This is a genomic window from uncultured Cytophaga sp. (assembly GCF_937863595.1).
In the GTDB taxonomy this organism is placed as follows: domain Bacteria; phylum Bacteroidota; class Bacteroidia; order Cytophagales; family Cytophagaceae; genus Cytophaga.
Map to the genome: position 1 here is coordinate 22,564 of NZ_CALMGQ010000166.1, position 21,845 is coordinate 44,408.

Genomic DNA, 21,845 nt, shown 5'->3' on the forward strand with positions numbered 1-21,845 from the left:
ATATACCTTATGAAATATGTATCATTAAGCATCGTATTCATTCTCTCCATTTTTACTATTTCACTTTTTGCGCAAAACCGAGAAGGCATTGATAAAAATTTGAGTCTCTCCAAAATGAAAGCTCGAGCAAAAATTGCGTATCAAACAGGGGATGTTTATTCCGCACTATTTTATTACGAAGAGGTTGTTAAATTAGATACAACCGATATAAAAACATTATACCTCGTTGCGGATATGTATCGTTTTACACGAAACTATACATTAGGAGCAGTTACCTATGAAAAAGTATTTTTAACATCTCCCACAGAATATCCTTTAGCATTGTACTATCAAGCATTAATGTTGAAAATGTGCGGTAAATACGAAGAGGCGAAAACACACTTTATAGAATTTAAAAAAATATCTACAGACATGGACGATAAAGTTTTAAAAGCAAAACTGAATCGTGAACTAACTGGTTGTGATAGTGGTATGGTGTATCGGGATTTTCCAGAAAATGTAAAAATTAAAAACGTAGGGAACTCTGTTAACTATCCGCATATAGAATTTTCACCCGTTATAATGGATAGTACGCGTCTTGCGTTTGGATCTTTACGAATGGATTCCGTTGAATATTATGATACTAGGGGTGAGCATTATCAAAAACCACCCGTTAGACAATTGTATGAAGCGAAAAAAATAAACGGAGAATGGGTTGAGCAAGGGATGTTAGAAAGCATTAATGATACAACCGTTGACATGGGGAATTTTGTATATTCTCCTTATTCAAAACGTTTTTATTTCACTAAGTGCACGAAGAGCACACAAGGTAAAGTTTCCTGTGAAATTTATTATACAGAAAAAGTCTCTGGTTCGTGGTCTAAACCAAGCAAATTACCTGCTCCTATAAATATCCCAGGATATACAAGTACGCAACCTACCATTGTAATTGATACAGCTTCAACATCTCAAGTTAATGCTACTGCACCAACTTCTAAAAATATGCCTCCTCGTAAAACAGGAAGTACAAGACCTGTTCCAAAACCCAAAGTGAACCAAACAGAATATTTGTATTTTGTTTCGGATAGACCTGAGGGTAAAGGTGGATTAGATATTTGGTATACATCCTATAATGAAACAAAGAACGTATGGAATAAAGCGGTTAATTTTACTGTAGCGAATACTTCAGAAACAGATTGTACGCCATTTTTTCACGTTCCTTCTCAAACATTTTATTATAGTACAGACGGCTTAATAAATGCAGGCGGCTTAGATATTTATAAAATCCAAAAAGACGGAAGAAGATTTTTACGTCCAGAAAATCTATCCTTTCCGATTAATTCTCCTCAAGATGAATTAAGTTTTGTGTTAGCAGACGATGGTAAAAATGGATTTCTTGTATCCAATAGACCAGGAGGAACTCCATTTTTTCATGAAACATGTTGCGATGATATTTATTCACTTGAAATTATTCCAGCTCCGCCATTTGTTTGTGAATTAGACTTGAGCGTACTTACTAAAGATAATAATTGCGTAGGTGAATTGTTAACGATTCAACAAAAGGACACAAAAACAAGTTTGAATAAATCGGATACAATTCGTCTGGCAGATTGTGCGTATAATTTAGCACTTAGTCCCAATACAAATTATGCCATATTTATTCATAAAAAAGGCTTTGTGAATGATACGTTATTTGTAGAAACAAAAGAAATGTGTTCGAGTCCAATCCTAAAAAGAAAACTTGAAGTTATTGCAATTGACACAATTAAAGTAGTTCCATTCATGGATGAAAAACCCGTTATTGGTAAGCCATTTGTTTTAAAGGATATACAATATGCGAGTGATGTATCAGACTTAAATGAAGTATCACAAAAAGTTATAAACGATTTATTGATTCCGTTTTTAATGGAAAATCCTGATGTGAACATAAATGTAAGTTCCCATACAGATGACCTTGGTAGTAATAAGTACAATGAAGATTTATCGGAGCGAAGAGCTTCTAAAGTTAAAAAGTATTTGATTTCAAAAGGGATAGCCGCAAATAGAATTCAAGCGAAAGGCTATGGCGAATATAAACCGCTGGCTTCTAATACAAATCCGGATGGTTCTGTTAATGAAGATGGAAGAAGTATAAATAGAAGAACAGAGTTCTTTATTAGTAAATAATTAGTGGTAAGTGATCAGTAAAAAGTGGTCAGGCATAAAAAAAGTCTATTTTGAGAAACTCAAAATAGACTTTTTTTATGCCTGACCAGAAATTTGTCGTAACAATTGCCACCATCGAAGTGGTAAATTTCTGTAATCAAATTTCATAATGCATACAATAACGACATTGGATTTCGGGTTGATATAAATTTGTTGACGGTACATTCCCAGTGCCATATAATCCCCAAACTCTTTTTCTCCAATATACCAACCGCTGTTGTACCCAATATTCTCACCAAGTGGATTGATGCATGCTGTTGTTGATTTTACCCAGTTGCTATCAATAATTTGTTTCCCATTCCACATACCGTTTTGCATGTATAGTTTTCCGAATTTTGCATAATCTCGTGTGGAACCTCCAAAAAAGCTGAATGCACGGGTATGATGTGTTTGGTAGTCATATCCCCAAACAGAAGAGTCGCAGGTACCGATTTTTGACCAAATTTTTTCTGAAAAATATTGATACAAATCTTTTTTTGTGGCACGTTCAATTAAAATCCCTAATAGCGTGAAATTTGTATTTACATATTCTAGTTTTTCTCCAGGTTTATAATCGAATTCAATTTTAGGTAAGATCTTTTCTATTTTACCATAATTGGTATGTGACAAATGGTTTACATTTTCATGTATACCAGATTTTTGGTTTAACAACTCATTTATTGTTAAGAGGTCGAAATTTTTATGGTAATTTAATTCAGGAATGTAATTTTTTACTAAATCATTTACCGAACCTACATAACCTTCTTCAATAGCTTTACCCAAACAAGCAGAAACAAATGTCTTTGCCACTGAAAAAGTAGGCGAGGGTTGATAGCTTTTTAATTTTTTGTCATTGTATTCAAACACAATGCTGTCATTTTTAATAACCATAAAATGGTAGCATTGTTGTTGTTCCAGAAATTGCTCTAAACGCATTTTAGACAAGGGGGTTTTATATGTCCAGTTGCTTACAAAAATGGTTTTATTTTTTTCAATTTTAGGGAATTCAAAACACGTATCTGCATGTTTTACTACTGCATGTTTAAACCGTTTTATATCTTTTTGATCGGGTACGATATATAAGAAAGCATGAAACGGCAAGCAACTGCTAAAACAAAATACTATAAATATGAAATATTTGAGTAGTCGATTCAAAGGCATTAAGAGATTTAATTCTGTAATTAATTATTTCACTCAAGGAGACAGAGGAAATATATATTCAGAACAGCTTAGGTATATCTATTTGTTCAAAAGACAAGTTACAAGAGTTTTAATAAATATTCATTATGCTTTTTAAGAAAGAATTAATTCGATTCTTATAATTCGCTTTTGATTTTCTTCCTTGAACATTGTGATTTGGAAGTAAATCTGTTGGAACGTGTATATAGTTTATGGAATGTACCTTTTGTTTTTTTTGATTATGAAGTGATTGGAACAATTGGTGGCGCTTAAGGAAATATTAGCCGTAAATAAACAAGAAAATTACTTGTGTTTATATCAGTTAAAATACCTAAATTATATGTGTTCTAAAAATTCAACGAATCTCTGGACACATTATTCATACAGAATTTATTAATATATTCATTGAATAAAAAAAAGATCTCAAATCAACTATGGAAAATAAAAAATTAAATGGTCAAACTGCTATCATTACAGGCAGTGATTCAGGTATAGGAAAAGGAATTGCACTTGCAATGGGAGCAAGCGGTGCAAACGTAGTCGTAAATTATCATTCTAATGAGGCTGCAGCAACAGATGTAGTAAATCAGATTATTCAATTTGGGGCACAAGCAATCGCAATAAAAGCAGATGTAGCTAAAGAAGCAGATGTACAGGAAATGTTTCGTGCAGCTGTAGCGCATTTTGGTACAGTAGATATTTTAGTAAATAATGCTGGCTTGCAACAGGATTCTCCCTTTCAAGATATGACCTTGGATCAATGGAATAGAGTTATTGGCGTCAATCTTACCGGTCAGTTTTTGTGTGCACGTGAAGCTATTCGCGAATTTATCAAAAGAGGGCCAAAGCCAGAAGTTTCTGTAGCCTTAGGTAAAATTATTTGCATCAGTTCTGTTCATGAAGTGATACCTTGGGCTGGCCATGCAAATTATGCTGCATCTAAAGGTGGTATCATGCAATTAATGAAATCGATGGCTCAAGAAGTTGGGAAATTGAAAATTAGAGTAAACAGCATTGGACCAGGTGCAATTAAAACACCCATCAATACAAGCGCATGGGATACACCAGAAGCTGCTGAAAAACTTTTAAAGTTAATTCCTTATGATCGGATTGGCGAACCATCGGATATTGGTAAAGCTGCTGTATGGCTTGCATCCGATGATTCAGATTATGTTCACGGAATTACCTTGTTTGTAGATGGCGGTATGACTTTGTATCCTGGCTTCACAACGAATGGTTGAGTTTTGTAAATTAATGCTTAAATGTTAATGCTATGTAGCTTTCTTGGCGAATTTTGTATTTTTACATAAACATTTGGCTAAAGCAAACTGCAATAAATGCTGTATAGCAAATTATAAAAATATCTATAAGCTTTCATTGTCGTCCAATTTATGGGACGGTTTTAAGATTTAATACGTGTTTTATAAATCCAATCCTTAATTAAACGGCATGACATGCTACGGTGAAAAAAATGACAACAAATAGGTTAGAGGCATTTAGTGATGGGGTAATGGCAATTATTATCACCATTATGGTTTTGGAAATGAAAATCCCTGATTTTGGGGGAATAGAAAGTTTAATACCCATTATTCCCACATTTATTTCGTATGTACTTAGTTTTTTGTACGTCGGTATTTACTGGAATAATCACCATCATTTATGGCAAGCGGTTGAACATGTAAATGGTAAAATATTATGGGCCAATTTACATTTACTCTTTTGGTTGTCTCTTTTTCCAGTAACTACAGCTTGGTTGGGGCACAATCCAGTATCTGAAGTACCAGTAGCATTGTATGGTGTTGTTTTATTTATGGCAAGTGTAGCTTGGTATATTATGGCAAAACTAGTAATTCAAGAAGAAGGTACCGAATCAAAAGTTGCAACTGCTTATAAAAATGATATAAAAACCCGCATATCAATGGGGATTTATGCCTTCGCGATTATATGCGCATTCATATTCCCATTGGCAAGTTGCATAATTTATGCTGTTTTGGCTTTTTTATGGCTCATTCCTGATACCCGAATAGAAAAAACATTACTAACTAAAAAATAATTTTTTATAAGGTACTATAATTTGAAATGTATAATATGACTTAAGATATACCCAGTATCGCTGGCTTAAAGTCATATTAATCTTCTATGCTTTAGTAAATACTAAACTCTCCAGAAAATTGGTTTTTCTTAGTAGCCTTGCTTGCTTTGGCATTAGCTGCATTCAATTCTTTTTGTTTCTTGTTATTTTCTTTTGTTGCTTTTTTTACATTTTTATCGCGATTTTCAATATTTTCACTAGTCAATTCATGTGCTTGTAATTCTAAAAAATTCAGTGATTTTTTTGTTTTTTTAGTGAGTTGATTCGTCTTATCGCTGCGATACGTTTCTTTCGTACACGAGAAGAAAATCAAAATAGAAATTACAAGTATTTGTTTCATGATTACTTAATTAATGTAATACTTCCTTCAATTATATAAGGACCTTTATATGAATCTGTATCTCCTTCATATTTTAATATAAAAGGATAAACACCTACATCCATTTGTTTTCCATTGTAGTATCCATCCCAAAATACTGATTTATCTGTAGATTGAAAAATAATTTCTCCCCACCGACTAAATATGGTCATAGAATAACTACCGATATGATTGTCAAATGTTTGGAAAATATCGTTTATTTGGTCCCCATTAGGCGAAAATGCATTCGAAACAAACAATGTTGGCTTACATTCTTCTATAACATTTGTTTGGGCTTTAATTTTACACATAAATGTATTATATATAAGCACATCGTATGTTCCAGCTTTGGAAATCGAAATGGATTGAGTTGTTTCATTGCTTTGAATCCAATGATACATATATCCAGTACCAGCATTTAAATAAATACTATTTCCATTATCTGAACAAAAGGTATATCGAAGGGGTAATTCTGATGTAGGCAAATCGTGTACGATAATGTTCCCATCTTTGCTTGCAGCACAGCCTTTTAATGTAACTGTTCCGGTATACGTACCTGGTACGTTTGATTGTAAGATCTTATTGGTAGAAATGATTTTTGAATTATACTTCCATGCATAGTTTAATTCTGAAAGTGCATGTGTTGGTATATTATTCGTCATTATATCAAGTGTTGCAAATGAGTCTTTACATATTTCTACATTTTCAATACTGAAATTTGGTACAATCGTACTGACAGTTACAATGCTATCATTATTGGAACAACCTGTTGCAGCTTCTGCTTCAATATAATAGAGTTGAGCAATGGGAGATGCTATTACAAATATGCTGCTACCACTTTGAATGAAACTTTTATTCGAATCGAACCATTTTATTGTTGATGGAATACTGCTGTTTGTAAATAGTTCAATACTATTTCCTTCGCAAGCGGATAATGTATCTGGGCTTACCAATACTGGTTTCGGGTTTACAATTACTTGCACATCTTTACTGCATCCATCTGTTTTATAGGTTAAGGTATATTTACCGGCATCTGTTATTGCAAGATTACTAACAATGGGATCAGATTGAAGGAGGGTATTTTCTTTTTTCCAAATATATAAACTGGTTACATTCGGAACATTCGTAGCATTTGCAACTAAGATCAATTCTTTTTGTAGACAGTAAGGACCACCAGGATTTAAACTCGGCAAGTCATATACATCAACTAAAATCGTATCTGAATTTTTACATTGATATGTATTTATACCTTCAAAAACATAGGTACTATTTGTTGAGACATTTTGTAACGAATTCGTTTTTGAATTTGATGTAATCGTATGAGATGGAAGTAGATACCAACTCGTAGTATTTGCATTACTTGTTCCTGTTATCGTAAGATTTCCACCTTTGCAAATTAGGGTATCTGATCCCGCATGGATATCAGGTAATGCATGAATATTGATTTTCAACATGTCTGTTGAATCTGGACAAACACCTTTTGATGCAGTTAATTTTAGAATAATTTCACTCCTGAGATTTTCATTATTTCCTAATGTGTATTCAGTAGTTAAGGAATTTGTTGAACTAAAAGAACCTGTACCACCTGTCCACAAAAGTTGCGCAGTTTGGTCACCCATTGCCTGTATCGATACTGTTTTAATATCTTCACATATTTGTATTGGATCACCTACTTCAATTTCAACAGGTTTGTTAAATGAAATTGTTAAGGTATCGTCTTCTTGTGCACATACGCGTGAGCCTGTAGATGTAAATATGAGCTGGACGAACTCATTTGAAATATCTGAGGAAGCAGGAGTGTAGTTCGTGTTTGAATTTGTTACCTCCCCAAACAAACCTGAACCTCCGCTCCAAATACCTGTACTCGCATGTGTTAAGAATGCGGAAATGTTAATCGGATTATTTTTTGAACAGATAATTTTGTCTAAGCCCACATCAATAATCGGGGCCATTTCAAAATTTATACGGATGGAATCAATTGCATCTGTGCAAGCTCCCTGAACAATAGAAGCGTTGAGAAATAATTTTACAAATCCTGTTTTTCTTTCTGCAGCAGTGGGTGTATATATAGGATTGAATACATTTCTTGAAGGTGAAAATGAACCCAAACCACCTGTCCAACTACCTTGTACGTTGTTTGCTATTTCTCCTTGTAATTGAAAAAAAGGTATAGTCTCACAAACTAAACTATCATTTAATTGTCCAATAGGATTGCGAATATCTGCATCCATTTGCACATCAATAAGGTCAAAGGTTAAGTTATCGGTTACGATATTTGGGTACCACCATGTATTTATCGTTTCAGATGCAGCGTTATTTCCTCTGTTTTTCCATTTGTGGCAACCAGACATATTTGAACAGCCTGTTAAATTTACTTTTGCATCTATAGCTGTTCCGGCTGTTATGTTGGTATCGTCCCAATACAAACTGGGTTGTGTACCAGCTGGCCGAATGAGTTCAACGATATACCCATCTGGATTTGCTTCTACATCGTAGAGCGGCAAATGGGTTACCCCATTTAAATAATTCACTTGTAAGGGAATGTTTGTAATACTTATAATAACGTTACCTTCTCCGTCTTTGCTATTCCAAGGAATGCAATTGATACCAGCAACAACGGGCGTAATGATTAAAAGATCGGTAGAATTTGGTTGGTAACCCAGCGTTCCGTTTAAATCCAAGACCATTTCAATTTGTCCAGGTTTATTTACGGTAATATTGATACATCTATTTGCAGGGTCGCATCCTGTAACTTTAGTAGGTGCTGTAATTGTACCAAAACTACCAGTAGGATAACACGTTGGATCGGGGTCGTTCAAGAAAATTTTATATTCAGGTAGGGTGAAATCACCCACTTGGCTTGCACGATCTGCTATTACATTTCCAGTATTAGAAAGTCCTGTTGAATTCGCTGTGATGACAGCACCAAAAGGCTGCATTCCATTAAAATCGATAGAAGTTACAATGCTGTCTTTGGAAAAAATATACATTTTGGCTGTGAATGGATTTGTTGTTGCTTTGGTGTTAATATCCCATGAGTACGACCAAATTCGCCCACTTTGTGCTGTATTGGCATTAGCTACTGTTATATCAAAAAAATCAAATATCCGTTGTGCATTTCCAGAATTGTTGAATTCTATGTAATAATCACCTGATAATAAAGAAGTATAGCTTATTGCATTATAGCCAGAAGCACCAACTAATTGTTGAGGACCTGCAACAGCCTGATTATACGTTGAAATAAATCCTTGACCGGAAGTAGATAATGTTTGTGCGGCTACAACAATATTACCACTGGGATCTTTTATTCGAAATGAAACATCATTATCGGATTGTTTAAATCCAACATAGATGATTTCACCCGGATTGCATACGTGTATGTATAATCGATTTAGATTGGGAGCATTATAGGTAGCAAATTTTCTACCCCGATCATTTATTTGTATAAACCCAAAGTCAGTAGATGTGGGCATTAATTGTTTTGTACCCTCTGCTGAACAATATAAGGGGGAAAATGAAATCGTTATTATGGAAATAGATTGCACACATAAAATAACCATCCATTTTATAGAATTGGAGATTATTGAGGACGTGTTGATTTTAAAATGAGTTCCAAATATCATAAAGTACAGGTTATTTTTACCCTTACTTACAATACATGTGGTTTTATAAAAAGTAACGTATTCAATTAAATGCCACAATGTATCTAGTGAACTTCGTTAAAAAAATGTTTTATAAATTTAAAAGGAGTCCAAAAAATTGGACTCCTTTTAAATAATTTATTTTAAACGTATAATTAGTTAATAGAAAGTAATTCTACATCAAATATTAAAGTGGTATTTGGTCCAATTAATTCAGATGCGCCACGTTCGCCATAAGCTAAGTTTGAAGGAACATATAATTGCCATTTTGAACCTGTAGGCATTAATTGTAATGCTTCAATCCAACCTGCAATTACACCATTCACTGGGAATGTAGCAGGCTGTCCGCGTTCTACAGAACTATCAAATACGGTTCCGTTTATTAATGTACCATGATAATGTGTAGTAACTTTGTCGGAAGCACTTGGTTTAGCACCTGAACCTTCAACCAAGACTTTATATTGTAAGCCACTTGGAAGCGTTATTACATCTGGTTTTGTAGCATTCGCTTTTAAAAATGCCGCACCTTCTTCAATGTTTTTAGAATGTTTTTTTGTTTGCATTGCTTGGAAGTAGGTATTCAAAATTTGACCGCCTGCTTCTTCATTAATTTGTAACGTCTTATTGTTGAATACATCTGACAAAGCAGTTGTAATTGCTTCTAAATTTAAATCCTCAAACCCTTGATTCTTAAGGCTTGTTGCAATGTTAACCCCAAGGCTATAACTAACTTGATCTTTTTCTGTTGTATATGTTCCCATGCTATTTTAATAATGTTAGCCTGCAAGTTCCGATTAATAAAGACAAATCCCAAATAGCTAAAGCTCAAATTCCAAAAATCAAATTCCAAACGGCTCAAGACCACAAGCAGCCTATAAATAACACTTCGCAAATAGCTAAAGCTCAAATTAAGAACTTTAAACGAATACCTCGAAAAATAAAATTTAAAAATCCAAAGCCTAAAATCAAAAAAACGATTGATTGTTTAATAAAGTAGCCATAAAATATTCTTTTGAATTTTTAAAGGCTTAAACGGTTGCAGCAATGCAACCATTTAAGCCTTTGTAATTTGTGTTTTGTTATTTTGAATTTCACAAGTGAATTAAACGAAACGTATGAAATATGTTTCGTTTAATTCACTTGTATTGATTTGAGTTTAATGATGCGGATTTTATTCAGAAAACGCATCATTTGATATCCAGCATCCACTTCAAACCAGCGCAAAGAGTTGTTCGGGTTTGTTGGGTTTGCATGATGGTTGTTGTGAAAGGATTCTCCCCAAAAGACAAAATCAATAGGAAGGATATTTTTTGAAGTATTATTCATTTTACAATTTACATAACCAAAACGGTGTGCCCACCAATTCACAGCAGCTCCTTGAAAAGAGCCCATTAAGATTGTGAATGGTAGAAATAAGAACTGCCACCAAGCAGTTGCAAATTCATCATAAATTAAAATATAGATAAATATCCAGATAAAGCGAGCATAGAAGGTGTGGGCATACTTTTCAAAACTTGGCCAGTCAGGTAAGTTTTTAGTAAACGTATCTTTTACTTTTGTTTTACCCGTATATACATTGATATAATTATTTCGGGTATCCCACATCATTAATAGCATGTTAGATGAGTTTGTAGGAGAGTGGGGATCCTCTGGTGTATCCGTATGGGCATGATGCATGCGGTGCATTTTACCGTATGCATTCGCACTTATGTACGAAGAACCTTGGGAAATAAAGCAACCTACATAAAAAACACGTTCCCAAAATTTAGACATGGTGAAAAAACCATGAGCGGCATATCTATGGTGAAATATGGATTGGAAAAATAAGGAAACATACCAATGTATTATAAGGAAGGCGAAGATAATCATACTCTACATCTAAAGGGTGAAATTGATTAAAAGAGTAGAGACTACGTGCCAATTCCCAGGTTGTGAGGATAATCTTTATAAATAAATATAACTGAACGTAAATGGGCTATATTAAAGAAAAATCTTCAAGTAATTTGAATGAATGAATTACTTTCATCTTATAACGTTTAATGAAACAAATAGTTGTGTAATAAAAAAACATGTTTGAATAATTACATTTATATTTGAATAATGACAACGTACAATTTATGAGCAATAAATTAGAACCAATTCAATCAAAAGACTTTTCCAATCAACGTTTGGACGAAACAGAGTATGAAGGTCAACAATTTTCAAATTGCAATTTTACCAATTCTCGCTTAAATGGTGTCGAATTTATTGATTGCAGTTTTGAGAATTGCAACTTCAGTAATGCAACGTTCGATGCAGCATCATTGAAAAACTGTATGTTTCATGAATGCAAACTTTTGGGTGTTTCATTTTCTGCAATACGCGATTTCGGATTTGAAATTCATATGAAGCAATGCAATCTATCCTTTGCTTCTTTTGATAAGAAGAAAGTATATAAAAGTACCTTTCAACATTGTAACATGGAGGGTGTAAATTTCACCCAAGCAGATCTTTCAAAATGTAAACTAGTTCATTGCAACATGTTGGATGCATTGTTTAACAATACCAATTTAAGCGGTGTTGATTTTAGAACAAATACAAATTTTGTCATACATCCAGCTGCAAACAATGTAAAAAAAGCTCATTTTCAATCCCATGATTTATATCGCTTGTTAACAGCATATAATATTTTGATTGATTGATTCAAGTTTAGATAGAACTGATTTTATCTCTTATTATTAAATAAATTAACAAACGTACTTTTTGAAAATCAGTACGTACATACATTTTAATATGGCAACTAAAGCTCCTGCACTTCATAAAATTCTTGTTATACAAACGGCATTTATTGGGGATGCGATTTTAGCAACGGCCTTATTAGAAACCCTTCATGCATCTTTACCTCATGCATCTATTGATTTGTTGGTACGTAAAGGAAATGAATCGCTGTTTTCAAATCATCCATTTTTACATGAAGTATTGATTTGGGATAAGAAGGGAAGTAAGTACAAAAACTTAATGTCATTACTTTCAACCATTCGCACTTCAAAATATGATCTTGTTATAAACTTACAGCGCTTTGGCGCAACAGGTTTACTCACTGCTTTTTCTGGCGCCAAAATGACTGTGGGCTATGATAAGAATCCATTTTCTTTTTTGTTTACGAAAAAGTTTCCGCATCAGTTAGATAAAGGCTTACATGAAGTTGATCGCAACAATACCTTGGTAGATTGGTTTGCATCAAGTATAAAACGTCAACCAAAACTTTATCCATCCGCAGAACAGTACAAAAAAATAGAAGCGTTTGCAGCCCAGCCGTATATATGTGTTGCACCTAATTCGGTGTGGTTTACCAAACAATATCCCGAACATAAATGGATCGAATTTTTGCAAGCAGTACCGAAACACCTGGTCGTTTATTTATTGGGTGCACCTGGCGATGCAGCGAGTTGCGCTCGAATACAAGCGGCTGTACAAACCAATTCACATATTGAAGTGCTTGCAGGAAAATTATCGTTTTTAGAATCGGCTGCTTTAATGGAAAATGCTACGATGAATTATGTAAATGATTCGGCACCGATGCACATCGCATCGTCCATGAATGCGCCGGTAGCTGCAATCTTTTGTTCCACTGTACCGAGCTTTGGCTTTGGTCCACTGTCGGATCAATCATTCAATATTGAGACAACTGAAAAACTAAGTTGCAGACCGTGTGGATTGCATGGTTACAAAGCCTGTCCGGAAGGGCATTTTAAATGCGCCGAAGGGATTGAGAAGGAGCAGCTGTTGAGCTTAGTTGCGAGGCTCTAGTTACTAGGTACTAGACGAGGAAAGGTGTAGCGTTAACGGTCGAAGTGTAAAGTGTAGTGGCAGCTGCTGTATCAAGTTTGGCGTATAACGGTTGATGGTTTGTAGGATATGGTGAAATGTTTTAATCCTCAATGAATAGGAAAGAGTAAAGTGAGTGTAAGGTGTAGTTGGTAGATTAACGTCGTCGAGGTTTAAAACCTCGACGACGTTTGTTATTTAGTCTGAATCAGAATTTTAGAATCGTTAAGATCATTTCTTTCCTACAATTCAAAAAAAAACAAAAGGTCAAACCAATATTTTATCAATCTCGGTTAAACGAGATCTTGACTAATCCTTAAATCCATTAATCCTAATTCAGACAAAAAAAATGGTAAACACATTTCTGTATTTACCATTTTAAGAGCCTCTTGTCGGGATCGAACCAACGACCTACTGATTACAAGTCAGTTGCTCTACCAGCTGAGCTAAAGAGGCCTTTACCCGTTAGGGAGTGCAAATATAAGAACGTTTTTTATAAAATCAATGGCTGAATAAAAAAGAAGGCATGTTTTTATTCACATCTAATTTTTTGTGTATTTGATTAAGTATGTAGGATTACACCATGTTGTTGACATGCAGAATAAAGCATACAATATTTTAATCCGTTTGTTCTAGTAAACAGCAGTATTAATATTCTTATTTACAATAATATCGCCCCACTGAGGTTTAAAATATATCATCAAAGATCAGTGGGGTGTTGGCTGAAAAAGCCGAACCTTTGCGAAAAGTTATTTGTTGGCCAATAGATTTTCTACCCGCTCATTATAGGTTTTTAAAGATATATTATGTGAACGCCTTTGGCGTTGCGCCTATATTATGGTTTGGATTATATTCTTTCTACAATAATATCACCCCGTTGGGGTTGAAACTGTATCATCAAATAGCAGTTGGTTGTTGGCCAGAAAAGGCGCAACAACGGGTTGATCAGTGGTTGAGATATAAAGCCTAAGTGAATCTTGCGCTAGCTAAAGTAACATAGATAGAGCGGCGGGAAAAAGCCGAACCTCGTGCAGTTTTGGTGTTAGCTTTGAGGGTATTCAGAATGTGTTCGCACTTAAACGTGCTAACCACGGGATGAAAATTTAAACAATTAACCCCATCGGGGTGGCATTTTTATAGAATGATGTTTCATTACAAAATAAAACGCACGGAGCTCCGTATAGGAGCGACCATCTTGCTCTAGCCAAAGTATCATCATAGAATAGCGGGTGGTTTTTGTGTCACAAACCATGGTGAGGGCGGTTACACTCTAAACTCTACACTTTACATTAAATAAAACAAGTACAAAAAAAAATGATAAACACATTTCTATGTTTATCATTTTAAGAGCCTCTTGTCGGGATCGAACCAACGACCTACTGATTACAAGTCAGTTGCTCTACCAGCTGAGCTAAAGAGGCTTCTTTCCCTAAGGGAGTGCAAATATAAGAACGTTTTTTTTCTTTGCAATAGCTTCATCAAAAAAAAGCAATAAATATTTATCAACCTGTTGAAAACTTTAGGTTTTTACTATGTCCTTAAACTCGCTAAACAGGCAGATTTTCACTATCTTGTATCGTTAATTTAAAGAATAAATATCTACAATAGAATTATGTCGGATCAACCTATTTCGGGCGGAACAAATATCATCCCAATTAACATTGAGGATGAAATGAGAGGTGCTTACATCGATTATTCCATGTCTGTTATTGTTTCAAGAGCATTACCAGATGTACGGGATGGTTTGAAGCCTGTTCACCGCCGAGTGTTGTATGGTATGGAAGATTTGGGTGTGCATTATAACAAAGCCCATAAAAAATCTGCCAGAATTGTTGGGGAAGTATTGGGTAAGTATCACCCACATGGTGACTCCTCTGTATACGATACCATGGTTCGTATGGCTCAACCTTGGTCCTTGCGCTATCCAATGGTAGACGGACAAGGAAACTTTGGTTCTGTCGATGGAGATTCACCTGCTGCGATGCGTTATACCGAAGCTCGTTTGAAGCGAATTGCGGAAGAAATGCTAGGCGATATCAATAAAGATACCGTTGATTTCCAATCTAACTTTGATGATTCCCTTCAAGAACCAACGGTATTACCCGCTAAAGTTCCCAACTTATTAATAAATGGTTCTTCTGGTATTGCCGTAGGTATGGCAACCAACATGGCGCCACACAATATTACAGAAGTGATCGATGGTATTATTGCTTACATCGAAAACAATGAAATTACCATTCCTGAATTGATGGTGCATATAAAAGGCCCAGATTTTCCTACTGGAGCAACTATTTATGGCTACCAAGGTATTCGTTCAGCTTTTGAAACGGGTAGAGGACGTATTGTACTTCGTTCGCGTTCAACCATTGAGACGACACCAACAGGAAAAGAACAAATCATTGTATCAGAAATTCCATATCAGGTGAATAAAGCCGCCATGATTGAGAAAATCGCTGCAATGGTAAATGAAAAGAAAATTGAAGGCATTAGTGATATCCGCGATGAATCGGATAGAGACGGGATGCGTATCGTTTTCGATTTAAAAAGAGATGCAATCGCAAACGTTGTATTAAACAACTTATTTAAATATTCTCAGTTACAATCTTCTTTCAGTGTAAACAACGTGTGTTTGGTTAAAGGTCGCCCGATGACCTTGAACTTGAAAGAAATGATTGAGTACTTTGTAGAACACCGTCATGATGTTGTTACTCGTCGTACTGAATATGAATTAAAAGAAGCCGAGAAAAGAGCCCATATTTTACAAGGGTATTTAATTGCCTTAGATCACTTAGATGAAGTCATTAAATTAATTCGTGAATCCCGTGATCCAGAAGCTGCTCGTATTGGCTTGATGACAAGTTTTGGCATGTCTGAAATTCAAGCAAAAGCTGTATTGGATTTAAGATTACAACGTCTTACGGGGATGGAGCGTGATAAAATCATCAAAGAATACGATGAAATCATGGCATTAATTGGTCGTTTGAAAGACATTCTTGCAAGTGTAGAATTAAGAATGCAAATTATCAAAGATGAATTGAATGAAATGAAAGAACGTTACGGCGATGCACGTAGATCTGACATTGTTCACGCATCGGATGATATCAATATTGAAGATATGATTCCGGAAGAGCAAATGGTAATTACCATTTCGCATGAAGGATATTTGAAACGTACCGCTTTAACAGAATACAGAACACAAGGCAGAGGTGGCGTTGGATCAAAAGGTGCAGGTTCGAAAGAATCGGATTATACCGAACACTTATTTGTTGCATCAACCCATAATTACTTGTTGTTCTTTACAGAATTTGGTAAAGTATTTTGGTTGAAAGTATATGAAATCCCTGAAGGAGGTAAGACTACCAAAGGTCGTGCGATTCAGAATGTTATACAAATTGAACCAGGTGATAAAGTACGTACCGTTATCAATGTGAAAACATTGACAGACGACGATTACATCAATAACAATTTCTTAGTAATGTGTACTGAAAAAGGTACCATTAAGAAAACAACGCTTGAAGCATATTCAAGACCACGTACAGGCGGTATCAATGCAATTACTATTCATGAAGGCGATCGTTTGTTGGATGTGAAAATGACATCTGGTAGCGATGAGTTGGTTATTGCCTTACGTTCGGGTAGAGCCATTCGTTTCAACGAAAGCAAAGTTCGTCCAATGGGTAGAACTGCATCGGGAGTGAAAGGTGTTTCATTGGCGAATGATCAAGATGTGGTTGTTGGTTTGGTTGCGATTAGTTCTCCAGATACAACCTTATTGGTAGTATCTGAAAAAGGATACGGAAAGCGTTCAGACATAGAAGATTATCGTGTTACAAACAGAGGCGGTAAAGGTGTTAAAACCTTAAATATCTCTGAAAAAACAGGTAATTTGGTAAGTATCTTGGGCGTAAACGATCAATATCAAATCATGATCATCAATAAATCAGGTATAACCATTCGTATGGCGGTTTCTGATTTACGTGTCATGGGTAGAGCAACGCAAGGTGTTCGCTTGATAAAGATCCAAGAAGGAGATGCGATTGCTTCGGTAGCGAAGTTTGAATTTACAGATATTATCGACGAAGAAGGTGAATTAGCAAAACCAGATGAAGCAGATGTTATTCTTGCTGAAGATGGAGAGACTGAAGAAGCGGAAGACGAAACAGAGGATGAAAGTCCGGAAGATTCGACGGAAGAAACACCAGAATAGTCAAAATAAAATACTTTAAATAAATACGTTAAGCGCAAAGCCATAAACCATAACTATAGGTTTGTGGCTTTGTTGTAAATAAGAAGATTTTATCATTCGGTTTACGTGATTTTCTAGTGTTACCACTAAAAAAACAAGATCAAAATCTCGAAATAGGTAAATCTTTACAGCATTGATTCTATTTACCCAAAAACGCATTCAATATATGAGCCGCTTTCTTACATTCATTCTTATCGTTATTTCTACCATTTCTGTTCACGCGCAAAATGCTTCATTGACCAATGCCATTTTGTATTATAATGATGGTAATTTGGTAAAAGCAAAGGAAGAAATTGACAAAGCAGCTGTCAATGAAAAAACGATTTCGATACCTAAAACGTGGTTTTACAAGGGTGTTATTTATAAAGATGTATATGAAATATCTGCAGCTGAAGGACAAACGGAGAATGTTTCAGCCTTAAATAAATCTACGGAAGCTTTTCAAAAGGTGTTTACGTTCGAAAAAGTATCGTCTGAGTTTACTGAAAAATCTACGGACGAATTAGATGAAATCTGGAGAATATCCATAAACAGGGGAGTGAAATTGTATCAAACAGAAAAGTATATTGAATCTATCACTGATTTTGAACGTGCACAACGCATTAAGTCTGCAGACACAACAGCTTATGTATATGCCTTGTATGCAGCCAATGAATTGGACAGTACAACCTTATTACAAAAATATGCATCCAAATTACTAGACTTAAATTATACCAGTGAAAGCGTATATTATATCGAAATTGGGGATTTAATGAACCGAAGTTTATTGGATAGTGCACTTGTTACCTCCAATACAGCATTAGGCAAATACCCACAAGATGTAGCATTAAAGACCCAACAAACGGAGCTTTTAGTAAAGTTGAATAAAGGGCAAGAAGCAATTGAAAATTTAAAAGCACTATCAGCCAAAAATCCCAAAGATGTTCAGTTGTTGTTGAATATTGGTTCCCAGTATAGCAATTTGAATGATGAAGTACATGCTGAGACCTATTATAAAAAAGTAATCGCATTGGATTCTACCAACTACATTGCAAATTTTAATATGTCTGCTTATAGTGTAAACCGTGCCTTAGTTACAGTAGATAAAATTCTTGCCTTCGATAACGAAAAGCATAAAACAAATAGATCGTATTTTCCCAACCCAGAAACTGATCCATTACGCATCGCATTGCGAAAAGAACTTGAAACGGCAAAAAAGTTTGCGAATAAAGCGAAAGTCAGCAATGCGTCAGAACAGAAAAATGTGACTGCTGTCCTGGAGAATGTTACGTCGATGGAAGAACGATTTTTGAAGTAGGGGATTGGGCTAAAGAATTGTATTATTTATACTCTCAAGGTTTTGAAAACCTTGAAGGTATTTTCAAAGTGATTAGCCAACACATTAATCTATAAAATACCGCACGGTTTCGGGATCATTCAAGGACAGTCGGATGTGAACGGTACCAAAATGTTGCAGTACAATTTTATTCTTTAATGCTTTAGTTAAAGAACGATACAAAACTGATCCCGATATTTTTTCTGGGAAAATCAATCGAATATTCCAAAGACCTAAACAATCAAGTAAAGCAAGATTAACCCCCATCATTTGTGACTCATTTAATAGATGGGCAGGCGGGAAACATTCTTCAGCTATACCAATAATGGCATGCACCGTTTCTGCAGCATCTACATTCACATATGGAACTCCATCAATCATGAAGCCCTCAATATCATCTTCCCATTGATTTACGGTTTGTTCGGCCTTATCCATAGAGTCAAAAAGGTCTTCCATTAATTGATTGATATACGTTTCCATTCTAGCTGGTTTGAATTCGTTTTTAAAAATCAAATGTATTCATTCTTTAGTTTAAACGGTAGGGATGAACGTTAACATATGTTACTATTTTTCAATTATTTATCGGAAAAAAGGTTTATGTGCTTGAATAATCTTTAAGCGTGGGTTAAGGTTGATGGATTGAATACCTATGAAAAATGATGATTGTCCGGAAACGGAATTTTTTTTTTTGATGAAAGGAAAATTGTACGTGGATGGAAGAGTGACTCAAAAGTAGGGAAGAAGTTAATAAAAAATTAATCTGTAACGTCGGAGTCCATCGACAGATCAGGCCGCTTCCATGTATTACCACAGATTAATTTTTGTAAAGTTAAAGGATTTTTTTGAAAACTACTTGGTGGCATTATTAGTATTCAAATAGAATATGACTATTGGACATTTCAATTCCGCGATGGTGCGATTAAGAGTCACTGAATTCATGTTGAATGTACTTGCGTGTTTTAATTTCAATTCCGCGGTGGTGCGATTAAGAGATGAATAATCAGGGAAATACTTCGCATACTCCCAAGCATTTCAATTCCGACATGGTGCGATTAAGAGCGTATTATTTCGCATTTAACACAAAAGTACGACGTATTTCAATTCCGACATGGTGCGATTAAGAGTTAAAATCACCTCCATTATAACATACGTATACCTGATTTCAATTCCGACATGGTGCGATTAAGAGCTCAACTACTTATGTAGAAGGCACTGATTATACAATATTTCAATTCCGACATGGTGCGATTAAGAGGTAAGCTCTGCAACTAGTTCCTCTATAACATTGTCATTTCAATTCCGACATGGTGCGATTAAGAGTTTCTTTTGTTTCAATAGCCTGTACTGTTAAGTCATATTTCAATTCCGACATGGTGCGATTAAGAGGCGAAGACTTAGTAGAATCAATCGAATCTGTAACGTATTTCAATTCCGACATGGTGCGATTAAGAGATGGCAACAGAAGTAGAGGTAATTAAGTTTGAAGGATTTCAATTCCGACATGGTGCGATTAAGAGTTACATAACCACCATTACTTACTGTACCAATATCCGATTTCAATTCCGACATGGTGCGATTAAGAGCTTCGTTAGTAATATCATTTAATGTTTTTTCTGAATATTTCAATTCCGACATGGTGCGATTAAGAGAACAGACGAAGGGGGCACGAAATTAGACGCTACAAATTTCAATTCCGACATGGTGCGATTAAGAGTCCTTATTCGTAGCAGGTCTGAACCGGTACGTATTGTATTTCAATTCCGACATGGTGCGATTAAGAGGTTTGAAACAGTTAAGACTCAAACCGTGCTACGCTGATTTCAATTCCGACATGGTGCGATTAAGAGATTATCAAAAATGGCGAACTGGTGCAGACGTTGGAAATTTCAATTCCGACATGGTGCGATTAAGAGACCCAACGCGTGCGCCATATATTGCCCTTTGCAAATTTCAATTCCGACATGGTGCGATTAAGAGCTTAATTTGCCCCCTGCAAGGCGCATAAGTTCTTCTATTTCAATTCCGACATGGTGCGATTAAGAGCATAGTTGAAATGATGTACGAAGAAGCTGGGTATTATTTCAATTCCGACATGGTGCGATTAAGAGATACTGAAGTAAACGAACGCTGCGACTGCCAATGCATTTCAATTCCGACATGGTGCGATTAAGAGAAGAATGCCGAACCCTATCCTATCTGATTTTTCTTTGTATTTCAATTCCGACATGGTGCGATTAAGAGGAGACAGTATCGTTTGCAAGTTCTTAACTAAATTATTTCAATTCCGACATGGTGCGATTAAGAGACTCAAACCCAAATACATTAGCTGTTAATGCCAAATTTCAATTCCGACATGGTGCGATTAAGAGTGAAATTCCAATTAAAGAAATATTTTCCTTTTTATATTTCAATTCCGACATGGTGCGATTAAGAGACTTTAAAAGAATTGTCTTTTCAATTGTATGCACTATTTCAATTCCGACATGGTGCGATTAAGAGGTGCTGAAAATCTGACTAACGGCGAAAAGTTAGGCATATTTCAATTCCGACATGGTGCGATTAAGAGCAGAGCCATGATACATGCTGTCTTACCCATGCGAAATTTCAATTCCGACATGGTGCGATTAAGAGTATGATTGATAACCCGTAGCCAGCCAAATATGCAAAATTTCAATTCCGACATGGTGCGATTAAGAGGTTTGTGCCATCTATTTTAAGCGATAGAGGTAAAATATTTCAATTCCGACATGGTGCGATTAAGAGAGATGTACCGACAGCAGTAAGCAATAGGGCAATTTTATTTCAATTCCGACATGGTGCGATTAAGAGTTATAATGCTTTTGCGATTGTAGAAGATGCAAGCGAATTTCAATTCCGACATGGTGCGATTAAGAGTCTTATTTAATGGTGCAGTGAAAAAGTCTTTTAATGATTTCAATTCCGACATGGTGCGATTAAGAGTGCGTCTAGCTTTTGGGTACTATTATCTATATTTGATATTGCAGTTTTGATATGGTACGAATAAGAGCGTGACTGTTAGCGTG

At 35.3% G+C, this 21,845-nt stretch carries 14 protein-coding genes, 2 tRNA genes and 1 CRISPR repeat array; of the genes, 8 read left to right on the forward strand and 8 right to left on the reverse strand.

Annotated features, from left to right (window positions below; genetic code table 11):
• Nucleotides 1-9: 9 nt before the first annotated feature.
• Nucleotides 10-2,145, forward strand: coding sequence for an OmpA family protein (locus Q0543_RS14640; RefSeq protein ID WP_299254707.1), 2,136 nt, complete (start codon nt 10-12; stop codon nt 2,143-2,145).
• A 75-nt stretch (nt 2,146-2,220) separates the two neighbouring features.
• On the opposite strand, the gene Q0543_RS14645 is transcribed toward Q0543_RS14640, so the two are convergent.
• Nucleotides 2,221-3,318 carry a serine hydrolase gene (locus Q0543_RS14645; RefSeq protein ID WP_299254709.1) on the reverse strand — a complete coding sequence of 366 codons (1,098 nt, stop codon included), beginning with the start codon at nt 3,316-3,318 and terminating at the stop codon, nt 2,221-2,223.
• Between the two features lie 174 nt (nt 3,319-3,492).
• Here Q0543_RS14645 and Q0543_RS14650 point away from each other — a divergent pair, with 174 nt between their 5' ends.
• From Q0543_RS14650 to Q0543_RS14660, 3 genes are all read left to right on the forward strand, one after another.
• Entirely contained in the window at nt 3,493-3,615 is a 123-nt protein-coding gene (locus Q0543_RS14650; RefSeq protein WP_299254711.1) for a hypothetical protein, read from the forward strand.
• 161 nt (nt 3,616-3,776) lie between these two features.
• On the forward strand, nt 3,777-4,583 hold the full coding sequence (locus tag Q0543_RS14655; protein ID WP_299254713.1) for an SDR family oxidoreductase: 807 nt from the start codon (nt 3,777-3,779) through the stop codon (nt 4,581-4,583).
• Between the two features lie 230 nt (nt 4,584-4,813).
• Nucleotides 4,814-5,395 (forward strand): TMEM175 family protein, encoded by a 582-nt coding sequence (locus Q0543_RS14660; RefSeq protein ID WP_299254715.1) that lies wholly within the window; start codon nt 4,814-4,816, stop codon nt 5,393-5,395.
• A 91-nt stretch (nt 5,396-5,486) separates the two neighbouring features.
• Here Q0543_RS14660 and Q0543_RS14665 read toward each other — a convergent pair whose 3' ends face one another.
• The 4 genes from Q0543_RS14665 to Q0543_RS14680 form a co-directional block, all read right to left on the reverse strand.
• The gene (locus tag Q0543_RS14665) at nt 5,487-5,774 is read right to left on the reverse strand and encodes a hypothetical protein (protein WP_299254717.1); all 288 of its coding nucleotides are present in this window, start codon (nt 5,772-5,774) and stop codon (nt 5,487-5,489) included.
• A gap of 2 nt (nt 5,775-5,776) precedes the next feature.
• A complete protein-coding gene (locus Q0543_RS14670) occupies nt 5,777-9,415 on the reverse strand; it encodes a gliding motility-associated C-terminal domain-containing protein (RefSeq protein ID WP_299254719.1) in 3,639 nt (1,212 codons plus the stop codon).
• A 173-nt stretch (nt 9,416-9,588) separates the two neighbouring features.
• Nucleotides 9,589-10,194: an FKBP-type peptidyl-prolyl cis-trans isomerase gene (locus tag Q0543_RS14675; protein ID WP_299254722.1), complete on the reverse strand. Its 606-nt coding sequence runs from the start codon at nt 10,192-10,194 to the stop codon at nt 9,589-9,591.
• 370 nt (nt 10,195-10,564) lie between these two features.
• Nucleotides 10,565-11,302: a fatty acid desaturase gene (locus Q0543_RS14680; RefSeq protein WP_299254725.1), complete on the reverse strand. Its 738-nt coding sequence runs from the start codon at nt 11,300-11,302 to the stop codon at nt 10,565-10,567.
• A 248-nt stretch (nt 11,303-11,550) separates the two neighbouring features.
• On the opposite strand from Q0543_RS14680, the gene Q0543_RS14685 reads away from it, so the two are divergent.
• A complete protein-coding gene (locus tag Q0543_RS14685; protein ID WP_299254728.1) occupies nt 11,551-12,114 on the forward strand; it encodes a pentapeptide repeat-containing protein in 564 nt (187 codons plus the stop codon).
• A gap of 91 nt (nt 12,115-12,205) precedes the next feature.
• A complete protein-coding gene (locus tag Q0543_RS14690) occupies nt 12,206-13,222 on the forward strand; it encodes a glycosyltransferase family 9 protein (protein ID WP_299254731.1) in 1,017 nt (338 codons plus the stop codon).
• Nucleotides 13,223-13,623: 401 nt separating this feature from the next.
• Here Q0543_RS14690 and Q0543_RS14695 read toward each other — a convergent pair.
• Both Q0543_RS14695 and Q0543_RS14700 read right to left on the reverse strand, forming a co-directional pair.
• Nucleotides 13,624-13,696, reverse strand: a tRNA-Thr gene (locus Q0543_RS14695).
• A gap of 892 nt (nt 13,697-14,588) precedes the next feature.
• Nucleotides 14,589-14,661: transfer RNA gene (locus Q0543_RS14700), tRNA-Thr, on the reverse strand.
• Nucleotides 14,662-14,852: 191 nt separating this feature from the next.
• Here Q0543_RS14700 and gyrA point away from each other — a divergent pair.
• Both gyrA and Q0543_RS14710 read left to right on the forward strand, forming a co-directional pair.
• A complete protein-coding gene (gene gyrA / locus Q0543_RS14705) occupies nt 14,853-17,447 on the forward strand; it encodes a DNA gyrase subunit A (protein ID WP_299254734.1) in 2,595 nt (864 codons plus the stop codon).
• Between the two features lie 205 nt (nt 17,448-17,652).
• Complete coding sequence (locus Q0543_RS14710; protein WP_299254737.1) at nt 17,653-18,783, forward strand: hypothetical protein; 1,131 nt, start codon at nt 17,653-17,655, stop codon at nt 18,781-18,783.
• 84 nt (nt 18,784-18,867) lie between these two features.
• On the opposite strand, the gene Q0543_RS14715 is transcribed toward Q0543_RS14710, so the two are convergent.
• Nucleotides 18,868-19,281: a hypothetical protein gene (locus Q0543_RS14715; protein ID WP_299254740.1), complete on the reverse strand. Its 414-nt coding sequence runs from the start codon at nt 19,279-19,281 to the stop codon at nt 18,868-18,870.
• Nucleotides 19,282-19,697: 416 nt separating this feature from the next.
• Nucleotides 19,698-21,829: direct repeats of the CRISPR family, unit length 30 nt; unit sequence ATTTCAATTCCGACATGGTGCGATTAAGAG.
• Nucleotides 21,830-21,845 lie beyond the last annotated feature (16 nt).